Annotated in this window: 18 protein-coding genes; 13 read left to right on the forward strand and 5 right to left on the reverse strand. The window is 75.5% G+C overall.

Translation table 11 applies throughout. The annotated features are described in order from the left end of the window. Window positions 1–6 precede the first annotated feature (6 nt). Entirely contained in the window at window positions 7–741 is a 735-nt protein-coding gene (locus ACI781_RS03660) for a PIG-L deacetylase family protein (protein WP_456564704.1), read from the reverse strand. A 186-nt stretch (window positions 742–927) separates the two neighbouring features. Between ACI781_RS03660 and ACI781_RS03665 the strand changes: the two genes are divergently transcribed. Next, a complete protein-coding gene (locus ACI781_RS03665) occupies window positions 928–3,231 on the forward strand; it encodes a putative bifunctional diguanylate cyclase/phosphodiesterase (protein ID WP_456564705.1) in 2,304 nt (767 codons plus the stop codon). A 52-nt stretch (window positions 3,232–3,283) separates the two neighbouring features. On the opposite strand, the gene ACI781_RS03670 is transcribed toward ACI781_RS03665, so the two are convergent. Beyond that, window positions 3,284–3,559 (reverse strand): chorismate mutase, encoded by a 276-nt coding sequence (locus ACI781_RS03670; RefSeq protein ID WP_456564706.1) that lies wholly within the window; start codon window positions 3,557–3,559, stop codon window positions 3,284–3,286. Between the two features lie 321 nt (window positions 3,560–3,880). Here ACI781_RS03670 and pcrA point away from each other — a divergent pair, with 321 nt between their 5' ends. Next, the gene (pcrA, locus tag ACI781_RS03675; RefSeq protein WP_456564707.1) at window positions 3,881–6,187 is read left to right on the forward strand and encodes a DNA helicase PcrA; all 2,307 of its coding nucleotides are present in this window, start codon (window positions 3,881–3,883) and stop codon (window positions 6,185–6,187) included. 269 nt (window positions 6,188–6,456) lie between these two features. Here the strand turns inward: pcrA and ACI781_RS03680 are convergent, their stop codons facing one another. Together ACI781_RS03680 and ACI781_RS03685 are read right to left on the reverse strand one after the other, a co-directional pair. Continuing rightward, window positions 6,457–7,311 (reverse strand): M23 family metallopeptidase, encoded by an 855-nt coding sequence (locus ACI781_RS03680; RefSeq protein WP_456564708.1) that lies wholly within the window; start codon window positions 7,309–7,311, stop codon window positions 6,457–6,459. Between the two features lie 226 nt (window positions 7,312–7,537). Continuing rightward, window positions 7,538–8,425 (reverse strand): alpha/beta fold hydrolase, encoded by an 888-nt coding sequence (locus tag ACI781_RS03685; protein ID WP_456564709.1) that lies wholly within the window; start codon window positions 8,423–8,425, stop codon window positions 7,538–7,540. Window positions 8,426–8,657: 232 nt separating this feature from the next. On the opposite strand from ACI781_RS03685, the gene ACI781_RS03690 reads away from it, so the two are divergent. The 11 genes from ACI781_RS03690 (at window position 8,658) to ACI781_RS03740 (ending at window position 19,083) form a co-directional block, all read left to right on the forward strand. After that, window positions 8,658–9,659, forward strand: coding sequence for a hypothetical protein (locus ACI781_RS03690; protein ID WP_456564710.1), 1,002 nt, complete (start codon window positions 8,658–8,660; stop codon window positions 9,657–9,659). A gap of 34 nt (window positions 9,660–9,693) precedes the next feature. Then, entirely contained in the window at window positions 9,694–10,128 is a 435-nt protein-coding gene (locus ACI781_RS03695; RefSeq protein WP_456564711.1) for a methylmalonyl-CoA mutase, read from the forward strand. Between the two features lie 116 nt (window positions 10,129–10,244). After that, a complete protein-coding gene (gene sucC / locus ACI781_RS03700; RefSeq protein WP_456564712.1) occupies window positions 10,245–11,408 on the forward strand; it encodes an ADP-forming succinate--CoA ligase subunit beta in 1,164 nt (387 codons plus the stop codon). A gap of 94 nt (window positions 11,409–11,502) precedes the next feature. Further along, window positions 11,503–12,381 (forward strand): succinate--CoA ligase subunit alpha, encoded by an 879-nt coding sequence (gene sucD, locus ACI781_RS03705; protein ID WP_456564713.1) that lies wholly within the window; start codon window positions 11,503–11,505, stop codon window positions 12,379–12,381. 247 nt (window positions 12,382–12,628) lie between these two features. Continuing rightward, on the forward strand, window positions 12,629–13,498 hold the full coding sequence (locus tag ACI781_RS03710; protein ID WP_456564714.1) for a hypothetical protein: 870 nt from the start codon (window positions 12,629–12,631) through the stop codon (window positions 13,496–13,498). An 88-nt stretch (window positions 13,499–13,586) separates the two neighbouring features. Continuing rightward, window positions 13,587–14,537: a hypothetical protein gene (locus tag ACI781_RS03715; RefSeq protein WP_456564715.1), complete on the forward strand. Its 951-nt coding sequence runs from the start codon at window positions 13,587–13,589 to the stop codon at window positions 14,535–14,537. Between the two features lie 125 nt (window positions 14,538–14,662). Next, window positions 14,663–15,838 carry a cell division protein PerM gene (locus ACI781_RS03720; protein ID WP_456564716.1) on the forward strand — a complete coding sequence of 392 codons (1,176 nt, stop codon included), beginning with the start codon at window positions 14,663–14,665 and terminating at the stop codon, window positions 15,836–15,838. Window positions 15,839–15,891: 53 nt separating this feature from the next. Then, the gene (purN, locus tag ACI781_RS03725) at window positions 15,892–16,515 is read left to right on the forward strand and encodes a phosphoribosylglycinamide formyltransferase (protein WP_456564717.1); all 624 of its coding nucleotides are present in this window, start codon (window positions 15,892–15,894) and stop codon (window positions 16,513–16,515) included. Further along, complete coding sequence (gene purH, locus ACI781_RS03730) at window positions 16,512–18,074, forward strand: bifunctional phosphoribosylaminoimidazolecarboxamide formyltransferase/IMP cyclohydrolase (protein ID WP_456564718.1); 1,563 nt, start codon at window positions 16,512–16,514, stop codon at window positions 18,072–18,074. The genes purN and purH overlap by 4 nt, the downstream gene beginning before the upstream one ends. A gap of 29 nt (window positions 18,075–18,103) precedes the next feature. After that, window positions 18,104–18,715: a pentapeptide repeat-containing protein gene (locus ACI781_RS03735; RefSeq protein WP_456564719.1), complete on the forward strand. Its 612-nt coding sequence runs from the start codon at window positions 18,104–18,106 to the stop codon at window positions 18,713–18,715. A gap of 65 nt (window positions 18,716–18,780) precedes the next feature. Then, complete coding sequence (locus ACI781_RS03740) at window positions 18,781–19,083, forward strand: hypothetical protein (RefSeq protein ID WP_456564720.1); 303 nt, start codon at window positions 18,781–18,783, stop codon at window positions 19,081–19,083. Between the two features lie 12 nt (window positions 19,084–19,095). On the opposite strand, the gene ACI781_RS03745 is transcribed toward ACI781_RS03740, so the two are convergent. Further along, window positions 19,096–19,839, reverse strand: a complete 744-nt coding sequence (locus tag ACI781_RS03745; RefSeq protein ID WP_456564721.1) for a hypothetical protein — start codon at window positions 19,837–19,839, stop codon at window positions 19,096–19,098. Between the last annotated feature and the right edge of the window lie 30 nt (window positions 19,840–19,869).

A 19,869-nucleotide genomic window follows, 5' to 3' on the forward strand; every position in this document is an offset into this window, starting at 1 on the left:
CACCCGTCAGTCGGTGAAGACGACGTGGAAGGCCTCGGCGAGGCGGCCCGCGGGCAGGCCGAACGTGCGACCGACCTGCTGCATCCAGCCGCCGACGAACTGCTCGAGGTCGTCGCGGTGGGCCACCTGGCTGACGTGCGACTTCAGCGCGGCGAACTTCAGCTCGGCGACGTCGGTCACGTCGACCGCGTGGTCGGCGCGCGGGCTGGCGCCCAGCCACACCTCCGACACCGTCCAGGCCTCCAGCCCCTCCTCGGCGAGCAGCTCCGGGAAGGCGAACGGGTTGCGGGCGTCGGGGTACACCGCGCGCAGCGTCGACTCCCCGACGGTCATGTGGTCGGGGTGGCTGGCGCCGATCCGCTCGTAGTACCGCTCCGGGGAGCTGGTGAGCACCCGCTGCGGCCGGACCTGGCGGATCACCCGGGAGATGTCGCGGCGCAGGTCCAGCGTCGGCTCCAGCCGGCCGTCGGGGTAGCCGAGGAAACGGACGTCGGTCACGCCGACGGCGGCCGCCGCGGCGCGCTGCTCCTCCTGCCGGAGCGGGCCCATGAGGTGGCGGGGGGTGTCGTCGAACCCGCCGGCGTCGCCGTCGGTGACGATGCAGTAGGTGACCTCGGTGCCGGCCGCCGTCCAGGTCGCCACGGTGCCGGCGCTGCCGAAGTCGACGTCGTCGGGGTGGGCGAGGACGCACAGGGCGCGGTCGACGTGCTCGGCGGGACGGCGGGGGAGCGGGGAGGTCACCCGGCGGAGCCTAGGTGTGCCCGGGGCCGGGCGCCGCGTCGCGGCCCCGGGTTAACGGACGGAACCGTCCTGCTCCGATCGTCGCGAACCCCTGTCGCGCGCGGCGCCGACCGGGCATCCTGTCCGACGGTGTCGCGGTGGCCACGGCGTGTGATGGGGGTCTCGCAGCCGGGAGGAGAGGCGAAGGTGCTGGACCCGACCGTCCCCAGGGGGCCGTCCCCGACCGCGCTGGCCGCTGCCGGCGGCCTGGTCCTGGTGTTCGTCCTGCTCGGGGCCGTGCTCCCCGGCGAGGTGCACGACCGCGTGGTCTCCAACCTGGCCCAGCTGATCGCCCCCGGGGCGGCCGCGGTGTCGCTGGCGTCGCTGGCCCGCCGGTCGGCCGGACGGCTGCGGCGGGCGTGGGCGGTCCTGGCGGCCGCCTGCGCGTCGTGGACGGCCGGTCAGCTGTGGTGGACGGCGCGGGAGCTGGCCGGCGACGCCGCACCGTTCCCGTCGCCGGCCGACCTGGGCTTCGCGGCCTTCCCGATGCTGGCCGCCGTCGGCCTGCTGCTGTACCCGGTCCCGGGCGGGCCGCGCGAGGGCTGGCGGCGGACCTCCGACGCGCTGATGACGACGGCCGCGGTCGCGCTCGTCAGCTGGGAGTTCGTGCTCGGTCCCGCGATGGGTCGCGGCCCGATGGCCACGCCGCTGGAGTGGGTGCTGTTCCTGGGCTACCCCGCCTTCGACGTCGTCCTCGTCGTGCTCGCGGTGCTGGTCGCCGCGCGGGCCGAGGCGCAGCGGCTGTCGCTGCTGCTGCTGTGCCTGGGGCTCGTGGCGCTCAGCGTGTCCGACAGCGCCTTCGCCTTCCGCCAGGTCACCACGACGTACGCGGGGTTCTCCGCCGACCTCGGCTGGGTCGCCGGCTTCCTGGTGCTCGCGCTCGCCGGCGCCGTCCGGCACCCCCGGGTCGAGGTGCCCCCTGCGCCGCCCGGCGGCCACCGGACGGGTCTGCACGCCGGGCTGCTGCCCTACGTCCCGGTGGCGGTCGCGCTGGTGGCGACGGTCGTGCACGTGCTCGTCGGCGGCACGCTGGAGCCGGCGGAGGTCGCGCTGGCCACCGCGGTGGTGGTGCTGCTCCTGGCCCGGCAGTACCTCGTGCTCCGGGAGAACGTGCGCCTGGCCGGGGAGCTCGCGGCGCGCGAGGCGCTGCTGCGGCACCAGGCCTTCCACGACGGGCTGACCGGGCTGGCCAACCGGGCGCTGTTCCTCGACCGGCTCGAGCACGCGCTCGCCCTGCACCGCCGGGACCTGCGTCCGGTCGCCGTCGTCTTCCTCGACCTGGACGACTTCAAGGTCGTCAACGACACCCTCGGCCACCTCGCCGGTGACGAGCTCATCGTCCGGGTCGCGGAGCGGCTGACCGGCGCCACGCGGGACGGCGACACCGTGGCCCGGCTCGGCGGTGACGAGTTCGCCGTCCTGCTGGAGGACGGCGGGCAGGCCGACACGGCCGCGGCCCGGGCGCTGGAGGCCCTCCGGGCGCCGTTCCAGGTGGCCGGCCGCTCGCTGCCGGTGCGGGCGAGCGTCGGCGTGTGCGCGCTCGGCCCGGACGACGCCCCGGTGCGCGCGGACACGCTGCTGATCCGGTCGGACACGGCGATGTACGCGGCCAAGCGCTCGGGCAAGGACCAGGTCGTGGCCTACAGGCCCGGGCTGCGCCTGGAGGAGGTCGAGTTCGAGCGGCTGGCCGAGCAGCTGCGCCGGGCGCTCGACGCGGGCGAGGTGACCCTCGCCTACCAGCCGATCGTCGAGCTGGGGACCGGCCGCGTCGTGGCGCTGGAGGCCCTGGCCCGCTGGACCTCCGAGGGCCGCGAGATCGGCCCCGACGTGTTCGTGCCGGTCGCCGAGCGCGCGGGCCTGCTGGACGAGCTGACCGCGCAGCTGCTGGTGCAGGCCTGCGAGCGGGTGGCCTCGTGGTCGGCCGGCCGCGACACCGCCCTGTCGGTGCACGTGAACGTGGCCCCGGCGTCGCTGGTCCAGCCGGGGCTCGTGACGCGGGTGCGGGAGCTGGTCGACTGGCACGACCTGGCCCCGGGCCAGCTCGTGCTGGAGCTGACCGAGTCGGGCCTGCTGGCGCACGAGGAGGTGGCCGAGCGGGTCGTCCGGGAGCTCGCCGACCTCGGGGTCGGCGTCTCCCTCGACGACTTCGGCACCGGGCAGTCGTCGCTGGCACGGCTGGGTGCGCTGTCGCTCGACTCGGTCAAGATCGACCGGTCCTTCCTCGCCCGGATCGACTCCGACGAGCGGGAGGCGACGCTGCTGGGCGCGGTGTTCCGGCTGGCGCGGGACCTCTCGCTGCCGGTGATCGCCGAGGGCGTCGAGCGGCCCGGGCAGCTGTCGGTGCTGCGCCGGCTGGGCTGCCCGCAGGTCCAGGGCTTCCTGCTCGCCCGGCCCCTCGCGCCGGCCGCGGTGCCCGACCTGCTGGGCAGCCGCGGCGTCCTCACCGGCTGAGACGCACCCGCCCCGATCGCGGGCGGTCGCCCCCTGAGAGGCGGCCGCCCGGTCAGAGGCGGCCGCGGCCCTGCCGGAGCAGCATCAGCGCCAGCGTGGCGCCCTCGTCCCCGAGGGCCGAGCGAAAGCGGGCCAGCACCTGCGACTCGCGCGACAGCGACAGCCGGGTGCCGCCGGCGGCCGCGCGCAGGGCGCCGATCTCCCGGGAGACGGCCAGGCGGCGCCGGACCAGGTCGATGATGCCGGCGTCGCAGGCGTCGATCTCCCGGCGCAGCTCGCCGATGCGGTCGGTCGCGTCGGCGGCCGGGCCGGGTGCGGTGGTGGTCATCTGCGTTCTCCTGCGGGTCGGGCTCGTGGCCGTCGGACCCCGGGAACGAGAGACGCCCCGGGCTCCTCGGGCCCGGGGCGTCTGTTGCGGCGTGTGCTCAGCCAGCGGTGACGGACACCGGATCCCGGTGGCCGTAGTAAAAGCCGGTCGTGGCGAGCACGGCGGGGAGTCTGCCACACCCTCGTCGCGCCGGGCGAGTGCTCCCGCGGGGCGCCCGCGACGCGCGGGACGTGTCACCCGGGCGAACTACAGTGGTGTCGCTATGAGCTCACCCCACGAAGACGCTCCGCTGGCGCTCCACGTCTCCGCGGGGACCCCGGAGTGAACGTCCAGCAGGCCCTCCCGGGCACGGCCACCCTCCAGCGGCACGCGCCCGGCCAGGTCGGCCGGGAGCTGGACCGCATGCTCGCCGGGCTCAACGGCCCGCAGCGCGAGGCCGTCGTCCACGAGGGCGGCCCGCTGCTCATCGTGGCCGGCGCGGGCTCGGGCAAGACCCGGGTGCTCGCCCACCGCATCGCCTACCTGCTCGGCGCGCGGGGGGTGCAGCCGGGCGAGGTCCTGGCGATCACCTTCACCAACAAGGCCGCCGGCGAGATGAAGGAGCGCGTCGCCTCGCTGGTGGGCCCGCGTGCCCGGGCGATGTGGGTGTCGACCTTCCACTCGATGTGCGTGCGCATCCTGCGGGCCGAGGCCGCCAAGCTGGGCCTCAAGTCGTCGTTCACGATCTACGACCAGGGCGACTCGGTCCGCCTGATGTCGATGGTCGCCCGCGACCTGGACCTCGACGCGAAGCGCTATCCCGGCCGCAGCCTGGCGGCGCAGGTGTCGAACCTGAAGAACGAGCTGGTCGACGAGGAGTCGTTCACCCCGGTCACCGCGCCCGAGAAGGTGCTGGCCGAGGCGTACACGCTCTACCAGCAGCGGCTGCGCCAGGCGCACGCGCTCGACTTCGACGACCTCATCATGACGACGGTGCACCTGCTTCAGGCGTTCCCCGACGTCGCCGAGCACTACCGGCGCCGCTTCCGGCACGTGATGGTCGACGAGTACCAGGACACCAACCACGCCCAGTACGTGCTGGTGCGGGAGCTGGTGGGCACGGGTGAGGGGCCGGTCCCGCCCGCCGAGCTGTGCGTCGTGGGTGACGCCGACCAGTCGATCTACGCCTTCCGCGGCGCCACGATCCGCAACATCGACGAGTTCGAGCGGGACTACCCGCAGGCGACGACGATCCTGCTGGAGCAGAACTACCGCTCCACCCAGCGGATCCTGAAGGCCGCCAACACGGTCATCGCGAAGAACACCTCGCGCCGGCCGAAGAACCTGTGGACCGACGCGGGCGACGGCGAGCTCATCGAGGGCTACGTCGCCGAGAACGAGCACGACGAGGCCGCCTGGGTCGCCGAGCAGATCGACGCGCTGGTCGACGAGGGCAAGGCGCAGCCCAAGGAGATCGCGGTCTTCTACCGCACCAACAATGCCTCCCGGGTGTTCGAGGAGGTGTTCATCCGCGTCGGCATGCCCTACAAGGTGGTCGGCGGGGTGCGCTTCTACGAGCGCAAGGAGGTCCGCGACGCGCTGGCCTACCTCAAGGTGGTGGCCAACCCGGCCGACGTGGTCAGCCTGCGCCGGGTGATCAACACGCCCAAGCGCGGGATCGGCGAGCGCGCCGAGGCCTGCGTCGAGGCCTACGCCGACCGCGAGCGGATCCCGTTCGCCTCGGCGCTGCGGCTGTGCACGGAGGTGCCCTCGCTCGCGCCGCGGTCGCTCAAGGCGATCCAGGAGTTCGTCGCGCTGCTGGAGGAGTTCGAGCAGCTCGTGGAGACCGGTTCCGGCCCGGCCGCGCTGCTGGAGAGCATCCTCGACCGCACCGGCTACCTGACGGAGCTGTCGGCCAGCACGGACCCGCAGGACGAGGGGCGGGTCGACAACCTCAACGAGCTCATCTCGGTGGCCGCGGAGTTCGAGGCCGCCCACCCCGAGGGCACGGTCACCGACTTCCTCGAGCAGGTCTCGCTGGTCGCCGACGCCGACCAGATCCCCGTCGCCGGCGACGAGGCCGGCGTGGTCACGATGATGACCCTGCACACGGCCAAGGGGCTGGAGTTCCCCGTCGTCTTCCTGACCGGCCTGGAGGACGGCGTCTTCCCCCACCTGCGGGCGCTGGGCGACCCGAAGGAGCTGGAGGAGGAGCGGCGGCTGGCCTACGTGGGCATCACGCGGGCCCAGCAGCGGTTGTTCCTGTCCCGCGCGACGGTGCGGACCAGCTGGGGGCAGCCGGCGTACAACCCGCCGTCCCGGTTCCTCGACGAGCTGCCCGCCGACACCGTGCACTGGGCCAACCTGACGCCCACCCCGGCGCCGAGCACCGGGTACAGCCGCGGCTACTCCTCGGCCCAGACGCGGGTCGCCGCGACCGGCCTGTCGACCGGCGGTCTGCGCGGCGGTGCCGGCAACCGGGCCGTCATCTCGGTCGAGGTCGGTGACCGGGTGAGCCACGACGCGTTCGGCCTGGGCACGGTGGTCGAGGTCAACGGCGTCGGCGACAAGGCGCAGGCCACCGTGGACTTCGGCAGCGGTGGCACCAAGCGCCTCGTCCTGCGCTACGCCCCCCTCGTCAAGCTCTGAGCGACGAGCGGGGCCCCGGAGGGGTCCCCGAGGAGGTCAGGGAGTCGAGGCGCGAGACCTGACCACCGCAGGAGCCGCGGCGCCCGACGAGAGCCGCCTCGCGAGGCGCCCGCGAGGAGCGGGGCCCGGAGGGCCCCCGACGAGCGGCCGGGAACGGCTCAGCGCAACCGGGGGCGGCACCTGGCCGCGGTATCGGCCGGAGGCCGACAGGTCACGTGGTGTCGGCCTGAGGCCGACAGGTCACGTGGTGTCGGCCGGAGGCCGACAGATCACACAGAGACGCCGCGCTCGGCCAGGTACTCCTCGGGGTCGATCCGCCGGCCGTCCATGCCGCCGCGGTGGATCTCGTAGTGCAGGTGCGGGCCGGTGGACTGGCCCTCGCTGCCGACCCGGGCGATCTCGTCGCCGGCGTGCACGATCTGGCCGGCCTCGACGTCGTAGTAGCGCATGTGCCCGTAGACGTGCACGTCGCCGTCGGCGTCCTGGATGTAGACGGCGTTGCCGTAGCCGGAGGCGCGGCCGGCGCGGAGGACGACGCCGTCGGTGGTCGCGTAGATGGGGGTGCCGAGCGGCGCGGCGAGGTCGACGCCCCAGTGCATGGTGCCCCAGCGCATGCAGAAGCAGGTGGTCATGCGCGCCCCGGGGACGGGGTCGGCGGTGGTGGGTGTGCGGGCGGCCCGGGAGGCGGCGAGCTCGCCGAGGCGGGCCTCGGCCTCGGCGGCGCTCAGCCCCTGCCGGACGCCGGCGTCCTCCATGTCCCCGGCCATGCTGCCGTCGTCGCCGAGGCCGTAGTCGGCGGCGCTGACGCTCTGCGGCCCGGCGGGTGGTTCCCCGCCGAGCAGGCCCGGGAGGCCCACGGCGAGGGCGCCGGCGACGAGGGCGGCCAGCCACAGGGGGCCGCGCCGGCCCGGGGGCCGGGGCAGCCGTCGGCGGGCGGTCGCCGCGGGCTCGGCGGCCGGGTCGGTCGCGACGTCGGCGGCCGGCTCCGTGGCGTCCAGAGTGGCGTCGGGGAGGTCCGCGGTCCGGGGGCGCCGGGCGAAGCGACCGGGGACCTGGACGGGCTCGGGGCGCTCCCCGGCGGCCTCCGACCGCTCCAGGAGCGTGGGACCAGCCGACCGAGACACGTTGCACCCTCCCGTGGGGCTCCCCGGCGGGGCGCGGGAGGCGCCCGTCGGGGGAGCGACGGCGGCGGGGGCGTCCGGTCCTGCGACGCCCGCCGGGGGTCTCCCGGTGCCGTGATCGGACCGTAACCGTCCGTTAGTCGTATGCCGGGCAACCGAGCCTGCGTGTCGCCGTGTCGACCCGGTGAGGACGGCGACACCCGGCCCGGCGCCCCGCGTGCCGGATGCGTCAGGCGGCGGCCGCGGCCGGCGGGGCGTCGCCGCGCAGGCCGGCGAGCGTGGCCGCGACCTCGTCGATCACCGACCGGGAGAACGGGAGCGACATGTGGCCGACCCCGCGGACCAGGACGTTGCGCGCGCCGATGTCGGGGTGGTCGCAGCGGGCGGCGCTGGTGGGCAGCACCAGCTGGTCGAGGTCGCTGTAGATCGCGGTGACCGGCGTCGTGAAGTCGGGGGCGGGCTCGGCGAGCTCGCGCAGTAGCGGTGAGCCGGGCCGCAGCTGCCGGACCAGTGGGGTGGGCAGCAGGTGGGCGAGCACCGAGCCCTCGTGCGGGGTGCCGAGGGTGACCAGGCTCTGGATCCGCTGCGCGCCCTCCTGCCGCTGCAGGTGGTACCGGGCGATCAGGCCACCCAGGCTGTGGCCCACGACGTGGATGCGCTCGTGCCCGGTCCGCGCGCAGATCCGCTCGATCTCCCGGCCGAGGTCCTCGGCGCCACGCGCGGTGTCGGCCAGCATCGGGCTGTAGTTCCAGGTGCACACCGAGGCGAAGCCGCGGCGGCGCAGGCTGGGGCGCATCCCGGTGAAGACCGAACGGTTGTCGACCAGGCCGTGCACGAGCAGCACGGGGACGCGTGCGGCGAGGGGATCGGCGGCGAACCGCGCCCGGACGGTGGGCGGTGCCGGCACCGGCCGGCGGGTCAGGTCGGGGCGCAGCACCTCGGTCCGCGCCCCCAGCGGGTACATGAGCACGTGCGCGCCGACGAGGGCCAGTTCGGTGATCCCGCCGGTCAGCGTCGCCGGCCGCGCCAGCGCGCGCAGGACGCCTCGTGGCGCGGCCGGCGGCGGGCCCTCGGTGTGCGACGCTGGGACCGGCGCCGGGTCGGGGGAGCTGCTCACGACGCTCCCTCCCCGTGGGCCCCGCGGGGGGACCGGTCACCGAGCACCCGTCGTGCTCCGTTCACCCGACGGTAATACCGGCGCGTGGTGCACGTCACACATCGGACACCCGGTCCGGCCTGCATCGACGCCGCTTCGTGACCTCGGAGGAAGGGGGGCCACCGTGCCCGCGCGCGACCGTCCGACCCGCCACGCCCGTGCCTCCGCCCGGCGCTCCGGAGGCGCCCGGCCGGTGCCCGCCCGCGGACCCCGACCGCGCCGGGACGGCGGTGTCCCCGGCCGTCGGCCGGTCCCCGAGCCGGAGCGCGGGTACGCGCTGGTCGTCGGCGACACCCCGGTCCTGGCCCGCGTCGCCGGGGTCCTGCTGGTCCTGGCCGGGCTGCTCGGCGTCGCGGCGCTGTCCCCCACCTACCTCGTGGTGGGCGGGGAGCGGCTCACGCTCGCGGCGGGGGTCGCCGGGGTCCTCGCCGGCCTCGTCGTCCCGCTGACCTCGATCGCGGTCGGGGCGCTGCTGGCGGCCGGCCGGCTGCCCAAGTTCGGGCTGGCATACGCCGCCGTCGGCGGGTCGCTGGCGCTGGGGGCGCTGCTGATCGAGGTGCACAACGGCGCGGCGAGCACCGCGCGCGCCGGGCGCGAGGCGCTGGCCGGGGCCTGGGTGGTGACCAGCTCGGTGGAGCGGGGCGCGGGCTGGTGGCTGGGCGTGCTGGCCCTCGCGTGCCTGGTGCTGGCCGGCGCCCTCGCCGTGGCGGCCTGGGGCCGCACGGTCATGGAGGACGACGGCGCCCTCGACCCCGTCCGGCCCGGGCTGGCCGGCCTCGCCGCGCTGCTGGGGGTCGGCACCGTCCTGTGCCTGGCGGCGCCCGCGGTCGGCCTGCCGGAGCTCGTGGTGACCAACCCGCGCACGCTGGAGGAGGTCGTCGTCGAGCAGCAGGGCCCCGAGGCGCTGTACGGTCGCCCCGGCTGGGCGCTGCTCGGCGGTCTCCTGCTGGCCGGCGCGATCCTGCTGTGCTCGGTGCTGTCGCCGTCGCTGCGGCCCCGCCTCGCGGCCGTCGGCGGCCTGCTGGCCATCACCTCCACCGTCCTCGCCGCGGCACTGGCCGGGATCCGGGACGCCCGGGCGCCCGAGCTGGACTGGACGCTGCCGGGTGCCGGCCTGCTCCTCCTCGGGCTCGGCTACGCGGCCCTCACCGTCCTGGTGTGGCGGCTGCGCCGGCGGCCGGCCGCCGGTGGCTGACCCCGGCCGCGCCCGGTGCTCCCAGGCTGCCGCCGTGGACGCCGAACGCCTGCGCGTGGTGGTCGCCGAGCCCGGCGCCGGGGGAGGGTCCCCCGACGTGCCGGCGGCGATCGCGCTGGCCCGCGCGCTGCGCGACGCCGGGGCCGAGGTGGTGCACACGGGAGTCGGCGGGTCGCCGGCGCAGCTGGCTGCGACGCTGGTCCAGGAGGACGCCGACGCCCTCGGGCTGGCCGGCGGGCCGCCCGCGCTGCTGGCGGAGGTGCTCGGGCTGGCGGCCCGGGCGGGCGCCGACGACGTCGCCGGGTTCCTGCTGGGCGCCACCGAGGGCGACCTCCCGGGCGGGGTCCGGGCGTTCGGGCCGGGCACGCCGCCCGAGGACGTCGTCGCGTGGCTGCGCGCCGCCGGAGCGGGGAGCCGGCCCGCGGGTGACCGGTCCGCGAGCACCGGTGACGCGCGCTCCGGGGCCTGAGCAGGGCGGTTGCCCCGACCGCGGCGACCCGATCGGAGGGCCGGTGCTGTGACACCGCCCACCACCCGAAAGGCCGAGGAGACGGCCGGGTCGGCCGCGGTCTACGGTGCCTGTTCGTGGATCTCTTCGAGTACCAGGCCCGTGATCTGTTGGCCTCGCACGGCGTGCCCGTGCTCCCCGGCGGTGTGGCGGAGACGCCGGAGCAGGCGGAGGCGATCGCCCGCGAGATCGGCCAGCAGGTCGTCGTCAAGGCCCAGGTGAAGGTCGGCGGCCGCGGCAAGGCCGGTGGCGTCAAGCTCGCGGCGGACGCCGACGAGGCCCGGGCGCGCGCGCAGGACATCCTCGGTCTGGACATCAAGGGCCACATCACGCACAAGGTGATGGTCGCCCAGGCGTCCGACATCGCCGAGGAGTACTACTTCTCCTACCTCCTCGACCGCTCCAACCGCACCTTCCTGGCGATGGCCTCGAAGGAGGGCGGCATGGAGATCGAGCAGCTGGCCGTCGAGCGCCCCGAGGCGCTGGCCCGCATCCCGGTCGACGCCTCCGTCGGTGTCGACGCGCAGAAGGCCGCCGAGATCGTGGACGCCGCGAACTTCCCGGCCGAGGTCCGCGACCAGGTCATCGCGATCGCCGTCCAGCTGTGGGACGTCTTCAGCAAGGAGGACGCCACCCTGGTCGAGGTGAACCCGCTGGCCAAGGCGCCCGACGGCACCGTCCTGGCCCTGGACGCCAAGATCACCCTCGACGAGAACGCCTCCTTCCGCCAGGAGGGGCACGGGGCGCTGGAGGACAAGGCCGCCGCCGACCCGCTCGAGGCGCGCGCCAAGGAGAAGGACCTCAACTACGTCAAGCTCGAGGGCGAGGTCGGCATCATCGGCAACGGCGCCGGTCTCGTCATGAGCACCCTGGACGTCGTCGCCTACGCCGGCGAGGAGTTCGGTGGCGTGAAGCCGGCCAACTTCCTCGACATCGGTGGTGGCGCCTCGGCCGAGGTCATGGCCAACGGCCTGGAGATCATCCTCTCCGACCCGGCCGTGAAGAGCGTCTTCGTCAACGTCTTCGGTGGGATCACCGCCTGTGACGCCGTCGCCAACGGCATCGTCAGCGCCCTCGGGATCCTCGGCGACGAGGCGACCAAGCCGCTGGTCGTCCGCCTCGACGGCAACAACGTCGACGAGGGCCGCCGGATCCTCGCCGAGGCGAACCACCCGCTGGTGACCGTGGTCGACACGATGGACGGCGCCGCGCGCCGGGCCGCCGAGCTCGCCGCCGCCTGAGCAAGGACCCCGTCCTCCTCATCCCTCGCAGGCTCGGGACGAGCCTCTGGACGGGGCCATCGGCGCCCCCCTCCCAAGACAGGATTCAGTACAGATGTCGATCTTCCTCAACGAGAACAGCAAGGTCATCGTCCAGGGCATGACCGGCTCGGAGGGCAGCAAGCACACGCAGCGCATGCTGGCCTCCGGCACCGCGATCGTCGGCGGCGTGAACCCGCGCAAGGCCGGCACCAGCGTCGACTTCGACGGCGCCAGCGTCCCGGTGTTCGGCTCGGTCGCCGACGCCATGAAGGAGACCGGCGCCGACGTCAGCGTCATCTTCGTGCCGCCGCCGTTCGCCAAGGCCGCCGCGATCGAGGCGGTCGACGCCCAGATCGGGCTCGCCGTCGTCATCACCGAGGGCATCCCGGTGCACGACTCCACCTACGTGTGGGCCCACGCCCAGGGCGGTGCCACCCGGATCATCGGCCCGAACTGCCCCGGGCTGATCAGCCCCGGGCGCTCGAACGCCGGCATCATCCCGGCCAACATCACCAAGCAGGGCAAGATCGGCCTGGTCAGCAAGTCGGGCACGCTGACCTACCAGATGATGTACGAGCTGCGCGACATCGGCTTCTCCACCTGCGTCGGCATCGGCGGCGACCCGGTCATCGGGACCACGCACATCGACTGCCTGCAGGCCTTCCAGGACGACCCGGAGACCGAGGCCATCGTCATGATCGGTGAGATCGGTGGTGACGCCGAGGAGCGCGCCGCGGACTTCATCAAGGCCAACGTCACCAAGCCGGTGGTCGGCTACGTCGCCGGGTTCACCGCGCCCGAGGGCAAGACCATGGGTCACGCCGGTGCCATCGTCTCCGGCTCGGCCGGCACCGCCCAGGCCAAGAAGGAGGCCCTCGAGGCCGCCGGCGTGCGGGTCGGGAAGACCCCGTCGGAGACCGCCCGCCTCATGCGCGAGATCGTCGGCGCCTGACGCGGCGCCTCCCCTCGGGGAGGCGCCCGCACCCCGCCCGCTGCCCCGGCCCCTCCTCCCGGAGGGCCGGGGCAGCGGCGTCCCCGGCTGCGGCGACCGGGGACGGCCGCGGCCGGCCGGGTGTGTTGCGGCCCGGTCACGAAAGCGACCCGCACGGGGGATCCGTGTGCGTGGCGAGGTTGCGTGCGGAAACATCAGCACGCGAGCATCGCCCCGTCACAGTGTCATCACGGAGGGAAACCGACCGATGTCGAGCAGTCAGCCGCCCCAGCAGCCGGGGTACGGCCAGCAGCCTGCCGGTCCGCCCTCGTACGGGCAGCAGCCGCAGCAGCCCTACGGGCAGCAGCCGTACGGTCAGCCGCAGCACAACCCCTACGGCCAGCCAGCCGGTTCCGGCGGCCAGTTCGCCTTCGACGCCAAGCGGCTGAGGCTCGCCGACCACGTCGTCGCGGGCGGGGCGCTCGTGTGGCTCGTCCTCTCCTTCTTCACGTGGGTCGACTACGACTACGAGGGCTTCGGCTCGGACTTCTCCGAGAACTTCAACGCGTGGGACATCCCCGGCCCCTGGGCGACGCTGTCGCTGCTGTGCCTGCTGGCCGCCGCCGTCTGGGCGCTGCTGCCCGCGGTCGCCCCGCTGCGGCTGGGCTTCCCCCGCGGCTACGTCACCGTCGGCCTGACCGCGCTCGCGGCCGTGTTCACGCTCGTGCTGTGGATCAAGGCGTTCGACCTGGAGTTCAGCTTCATCGGCCTGCTGGCCCTCCTGGTGACGCTCGCCATCGTGGCCTTCGCCGTCCTCGGGCTGCTCCCTGAGCTCAAGAACCGCCCCGGGCTGCCCGGCGGGCTCGCCAACGCGGCCCAGTGGGCCAACCAGCAGGCGCCCGCCTTCGGCACCGCCCCCCAGCAGGCCCACGGCCAGCCGCAGTACGGCCAGCAGCCGGCCCCGCAGCAGCAGTACGGCCAGCCCTCGGCCCCGCAGCAGTACGGCCAGCAGCCGGCCCCGCAGCAGCCCTACGGTCAGCCGCAGGCCCCGCAGCAGCAGTACGGCCAGTCGCAGCAGCAGTTCCCGCCGGCCTCGGGTCAGGGGACGCAGCCGGGGCAGCCCAGCGGCGGCGCCTGACCACCGCACCGCCGCACCCGCTCGCGGGTGCGGCGGGCCCCGGTGAGCCCCCCTCGCCGGTCGGCACCAACGAAGGGAAGCACCCCAGATGAGCAGCAGTCAGCCGCCCGAGCAGCCCGGGGGGTTCGGGCAACCGGCCCCGGGGCAGCAGCCCGGGTACGGCCAGCAGCCGGCCGGGTCCTCGCCCTACGGTCAGCCCCAGCAGCCGGCCTACGGGCAGCAGCCGCCGGCGGGTCAGCCCCAGCAGCCCGCGTACGGCCAGCAGCCGGCCTACGGCCAGCAGCCCACCTTCGCCGGCGGGCGCAGCGGCGGATCCGGGTTCGACCTCTCGCGCGTGAAGCTCTTCGACTGGCTCATCGCCGGCCTGTGGGTCCTGCTCACGGTCTTCATGATCATCCCGTGGTTCAGCTTCGACCAGCCGGACTTCGGCATCGACGAGTCGGCCAACGGGTTCAGCGACAACGGCATCGAGTACGCCTCGGGACTGATGGTCTTCGCCTGGATCCTGTTCCTGCTCGCCGCGCTGTGGGCGATCGGGTCGGCCGTCGCGAAGCTGACGCTGCCCTTCCCGCGCAGCTTCGTCACGGCGGGCCTCGCCGGCCTGGGCTTCCTGTTCGCGCTGATCGCCTGGATCTCGACGTTCAGCCTGAACGAGCAGCTGGAGCAGATCTTCCCGGACGACACCGGCTTCAGCGTCATCGCGCTCATCGCGTTCCTGCTGTCGCTGGCGATCACGGTCCTCGCCGTCCTGTCCCTGCTGCCGGAGCTGAAGACGTTCCAGGCGTCGCGCCGGTCCGGCACCCACAGCGGCCCGGGCGCCGGTGGCCAGCAGTTCGGCCAGCCGCAGCCCCCGCAGCAGCAGTACAGGCAGCCGCAGCCCCCGCAGCAGCAGTACGGGCAGCCGCAGCAGTACGGCCAGCCGGCGGCTCCCCAGCAGCCGTACGGCCAGCCGCAGCAGCCGTACTCGCCGCCCCCGCCCCCGCCGCCGGTCCAGCCCGGCTCCGGGACCGCTCCGGGGCAGCCCACCGACGGCAGCTGAGCGCCCTCCCGCACGGGGGGACCGCAGGCACCCCACGAGGGCCGGTGACCACGGGTCACCGGCCCTCGTGGCGTTCCCGGCGCGTGCCTCCCGCGGGCGGGCACCGCACTTGGGAGAGTGGGGGAGTGCTGCCGCTGCTCTCCCGCCTGACGTCGCCCGGACGGCGGACCCCGGGGCACCCCCTCTGGTTCGCCGCGGCCGCCGCCGCCGCGCTCACCGCGCTGGGTCTGCTCGGCCTGGGGCTGGCGCTCGTCGTCGTCCAGAGCCTGGACCCCACCGGCGGGATGTCCGTCGGGGGCTCCGCGACGCTCGCCGGCCGGCTGTGGCTGCTCGCCCACGGCGGCCGGCTCTCCCTGGAGTCGGGGCCGCTGGCCCTCGCCCCGCTGCTGCTGACCGCCGGGATCGGGTGGACGCTGGCGCGCACCGGCCGGGGGGTGGTGGCCGCGCGGACCGTGACCCGGGGGCGCGGCGCCGCCGAGGTGGTCGGGGCCGTCGCCGGGGTCCACACCCTGCTCGCGCTGCTCGTCGCCGTCGCCGTCGGGGCCCCTGGACGGGGCCTGCTGCAGGCCGTGGCCGGAGCCGCCGTCCTGGCCGCCGCGGCCACCGGCTGGGGGGTGGCCCGCGAGACCGGCGCCCTCGAGGCGCTCCTCGACCGCCTCCCCGGGTCCCTGCGCCCGGTACCGCGGGCCGCCGCGGCGGGCCTGCTCGCCGCGCTCGCGCTGTGCACCGCGGTGGTCGCGATCGCGGTCGCGGCCGACGCGCGGGGCTACGGCCGGCTCACCGAGGGGCTCGGGGGCTCCGGCGCCGGCGCCGTCGGCACGCTGGGCCTGGCCGTGCTCCTGCTGCCGAACGCGGCGGCCGCCGTCCTGGGGCTGGCCGCCGGGCCGGGCTTCACCGTAGGCGCGGGCACCCTGGTCTCGGTGCACGGGGTGACCCTGGGCCCGCTGCCCGCCCTGCCGCTGCTCGCGGCCCTGCCGGACACCCAGGCCGTCCCGCTGATCGCCTGGGTGTCCCAGGCGATCCCCGCCCTCGCGGGCCTGGTCGCCGGGGTGGCGGTGGGGCGCCGGCTGGCCGGGGGGGACGGCGGCCCCGTGGTCGCCGGGCTGGCCGGGCTGCTCGCCGGGGTGCTGGTCGGCGTCGGCGCCGCAGCCGTCACCTGGGCCGGTGGTGGCGTCCTCGGCGACGGCGCCCTGGCCGACGTCGGCGCACCGCCCCTCGCGACGGGCATCGCGGTCGCGGCCCAGGCCGGGATCGCCGCGGCGGTCGGCGCCGCGGGAGCCCGGTGGCGGTCGGGCGACTGACCGCCCGACCCCACGGGGCAGGGGCGCCGGGGCGGGCCTCATAGGATCGCGGGGTGCCGTCCGCCGAACCGACCCGGCGCGCCCGGGTCGTCGTGCTGGTGAGCGGCACCGGGTCGCTGTGTGCCGCGCTCCTCGACGCCGCCGACGACCCCGGCTACCCGGCCACCGTCGTCGCGGTGGGCGCCGACCGCGACGCCCCCGGCCTCGAGCACGCGCGCCGGCGCAACCTGCCCACCTTCGTCTGCCGGCTCGGCGACCACGCCGACCGCGCCACCTGGGACCGGGCGCTGGCCGCCGCCATCGCCGCGCACCGCCCCGACCTCGTCGTCTCGGCGGGGTTCATGAAGATCGTGGGGCCGGCGGTGCTCGACGCGTTCGGCGGCCGCCTGCTCAACACCCACCCCGCGCTGCTGCCGGCCTTCCCCGGGGCCCACGCGGTCCGGGACGCCCTGGCCGCCGGCGCGCAGGTCACCGGCAGCACCGTGCACTGGGTCGACGCGGGCGTCGACACCGGCCCGGTGATCGCCCAGCGGGAGGTCCCGGTCCTGCCCGGCGACGACGAGGACCGCCTGCACGAACGCATCAAGGCCGTGGAGCGGACGCTCCTGGTGGACACGGTGGCCCGGGTCGCCGCCGGGTCGCCCTCCGCACGCACCCCCAGGGAGAACCCCCGATGAGCGACCGCACCCCCGACCGTGTCCCCGTGCGCCGCGCCCTGCTGGGCGTCTACGACAAGAGCGGCATCGAGGAGCTGGCCCGCGGCCTGGCCGAGGCGGGTGTGGAGCTGGTCAGCACCGGCGCGACCGCCCGCCGGATCGCCGACGCCGGCATCGCCGTCACCCCCGTCGAGCAGGTCACCGGCTTCCCCGAGTGCCTCGACGGCCGGGTGAAGACCCTGCACCCCGCAGTACACGCGGGGATCCTCGCCGACCGGCGCCGGCCCGAGCACGTCTCCCAGCTCGCCGAGCTCGGCATCGCCGCGTTCGACCTCGTCGTGGTCAACCTGTACCCCTTCACCGAGACCGTCGCCTCGGGCGCGACCCCCGACGAGTGCGTCGAGCAGATCGACATCGGGGGCCCGGCGATGGTCCGCGCCGCCGCCAAGAACCACCCGTCCGTCGCCGTCGTGGTCGACCCGGCCCGGTACGCCGACGTCCTCTCCGCGGTCCGCGCCGGTGGCTTCACGCTGCCCGAGCGGCAGCGGCTGGCCGCGGCCGCGTTCCGGCACACCGCGTCCTACGACATCGCGGTCGCCTCCTGGATGGGCAGCGTGGTGGCGCCCGACGACGAGTCGCCGTTCCCGGCCTGGGCCGGGGCGAGCTGGGAGCGCGCCGAGGTCCTGCGCTACGGCGAGAACCCGCACCAGCAGGCGGCCCTGTACCGCGGCGGGCAGCCGGGGCTGGCGCACGCCGAGCAGCTGCACGGCAAGCAGATGTCCTACAACAACTACGTCGACACCGACGCCGCCTGGCGCGCCGCGGCCGACCACCGGGACCCGTGCGTGGCGATCATCAAGCACGCGAACCCGTGCGGCATCGCCGTCGGCGCCGACATCGCCGCCGCCCACCGCAAGGCGCACGCCTGCGACCCGGTGTCGGCGTTCGGCGGGGTGATCGCGGCCAACCGCGAGGTCGACCTGGCGATGGCCGAGCAGGTCGCCGACGTCTTCACCGAGGTCGTCGTGGCGCCGTCGTTCACCGAGGACGCCGTCCAGGTGCTGACGGCGAAGAAGAACATCCGGCTGCTGCGGCTGCCCACCGACGCCCGCGGGGCCGTGGAGTCCCGGCCGATCAGCGGCGGCGTCCTCCTGCAGCAGGCCGACCGCATCGACGCCCCCGGTGACGACCCGACCAGCTGGACCCTGGCGACCGGCGAGCCGCTGGACGCCGCCGAGCTGGACAACCTCGTCTTCGCCTGGCGCAGCGTCCGCGCGGTGAAGAGCAACGCGATCCTGCTCGCCCACGACAAGGCGACCGTCGGCGTCGGCATGGGGCAGGTCAACCGCGTGGACTCCGCGCGGCTGGCCGTCGCGCGGGCGGGGGAGCGGGCCGCCGGGTCGGTCGCCGCCTCCGACGCGTTCTTCCCGTTCGCCGACGGCCTGCAGGTGCTCGCCGACGCGGGCGTGCGGGCCGTCGTCCAGCCCGGGGGTTCCGTCCGTGACGGGGAGGTCGTCGCGGCGGCGGCCGCCGCCGGCATCGCGATGTACCTCACGGGCACCCGCCACTTCGCGCACTGAGGGCGGCGCTCGTGCCGGGACGGCCGCACGTGCGGCCGCCGGAGGACGGCGCGGTGCTGGAGGGCGCCGACCTGGCCCGCGTGGACTGGTGGGGCGCCGAGCTGGTCGAGGTGACCTTCACCGGCTGCCGCTTCGACGACGCCGACCTGACCGAGGTCGTCACCCGGCGCTGCGTCTTCACCGACTGCGTGCTCACCGGCGCCCGGCTGGCCGGGTCCCGGCACGTGGGGACGGCGTTCCTGTCCTGCCGCTTCGAGCGCGCGCGGCTGTTCGACGCGGTCTGGGACGGCTGCAAGCTGACCGGCTCGCAGTTCCTGGGCGCGACGCTGCGGCCGCTGACCTCGACCGACACGGACTGGAGCTGGACGTCGCTGCGGGGCGTCGACCTGTCGGGCTCGGACCTGTCCGGTCAGCGCCTCACCGAGTCCGATCTCACCGACGCCGACCTGCGCGAGTGCGACCTGACCGGCGCGGACCTGGTGCGCGCCCGCGTGCAGGGGGCGAAGCTGCGCGGCAGCGACCTGCGGGGCGCGGACACCGACGGGGTGAACTGGCGGGCGCTGGACCTGACCGGGGTGCGGCTGGACCTCACCCAGTCGGTCCAGGTGGCGCGCGCCCACGGGGCCCTCGTGACCGACTGAGACCCCTGGGACCGGTGTGACCCGGACCCTTCCGTCACGGGGTTTGGACCGCCGATGATGTGGGCATGCTCGCCGCTCTCCTCCTCGTCCTGCTGATCGGCTGCGCCGTCGCCGTCTGGAAGGACCTGGTCCACCAGCGCAGCGACGTCCCGGTGGGCCGGATGGAGTACGCGCGGGAGGCGACGGCGGCGACCCGGCGCACGCTGCGCTCGTTCCTGCCGCGGTCGCGCAAGCCGCACCTGCCCCGCGAGGACCGGGCGCCGCTGCCGGGCCGCATCGCCTGCGCGGACATCTCCGACTACGTGGCGCACGGCTACCAGGGGATCGTCGTCCACCTCATGCAGGCCGACCGGCGCCGCCGCGCCTGACGGCGCCCGCGGCTACCGGAGCCGGGGACCGGTCAGCATCGCCTTGAAGGCGCCGAGCAGTCCGAGTCCGGCGACGGCGACGGCGACCCACAGGCCGATCCCGAACTCCTGCACGTCCCAGTCGAGGTCGTTGGCGAGGACGACGACCGCGGCGGCCGCCAGCAGCGACACCAGCAGCGCCAGGACGCCGAGCGTGCGGTGACTGCGGGCGGGGACCAGCACGAGCAGCCCCAGCACCAGCAGGACGCCGCCCCCGAGCACGATCGCCACCGGCTCCCAGAAGCCCCGGTCGACGAACACGCCGAAGTCGCGCGAGAGCACCTCGAGGCCGCGGTCGACGAGGTCCCAGCCGGTGTCGCTGCTGCCGCGCAGCCACTCCAGCAGCAGGCTGATCGCGGCCGCGATGCCGGCGAGAACGAGCAGCAGCGCGGCGAGCACGTCCGGCCGCCGCACGGTGACCGGCGAGGTCGAGTACTGCGGCGCGGTGAGGGCCGCCCCCGAACCCGGGTGCTCGCCCGGCCCGGCGTGCCGGCCGGGGTGGTCGCCGGCCGGCCGGCCCGCGTACGGCCCGGCGTGCTCGCCGGACCACCCGGGCCCTCCCGCGGCAGTACCGGCGCCGACGGCGCTGGCCCCGGCGCCGGAGTACGTGCCACCCGCGGGCTGCTGCGTGATCCCCGGCGTGGTGTCGGCGCGCCAGTCCACCGGCGGCTGTCCCGACCACTGGGGGGTGGCGGGGGACTGGTCGCGCTCGCTCATCGGCTCTCCTCGCGGGGTCGCGCGGGCGCG

The sequence above is a fragment of the Blastococcus sp. SYSU D00695 genome, from assembly GCF_054050555.1.

Excerpts from the sequence above, each read along its gene's own strand:
- ACI781_RS03670 (WP_456564706.1), bottom strand. The coding sequence starts at position 3,559 with ATGACCACCACCGCACCCGGCCCGGCCGCCGACGCGACCGACCGCATC.
- sucD (WP_456564713.1), top strand. The coding sequence starts at position 11,503 with ATGTCGATCTTCCTCAACGAGAACAGCAAGGTCATCGTCCAGGGCATG.
- ACI781_RS03710 (WP_456564714.1), top strand. The coding sequence starts at position 12,629 with ATGTCGAGCAGTCAGCCGCCCCAGCAGCCGGGGTACGGCCAGCAGCCT.
- ACI781_RS03715 (WP_456564715.1), top strand. The coding sequence starts at position 13,587 with ATGAGCAGCAGTCAGCCGCCCGAGCAGCCCGGGGGGTTCGGGCAACCG.
- purH (WP_456564718.1), top strand. The coding sequence starts at position 16,512 with ATGAGCGACCGCACCCCCGACCGTGTCCCCGTGCGCCGCGCCCTGCTG.
- ACI781_RS03740 (WP_456564720.1), top strand. The coding sequence starts at position 18,781 with ATGCTCGCCGCTCTCCTCCTCGTCCTGCTGATCGGCTGCGCCGTCGCC.
- ACI781_RS03745 (WP_456564721.1), bottom strand. The coding sequence starts at position 19,839 with ATGAGCGAGCGCGACCAGTCCCCCGCCACCCCCCAGTGGTCGGGACAG.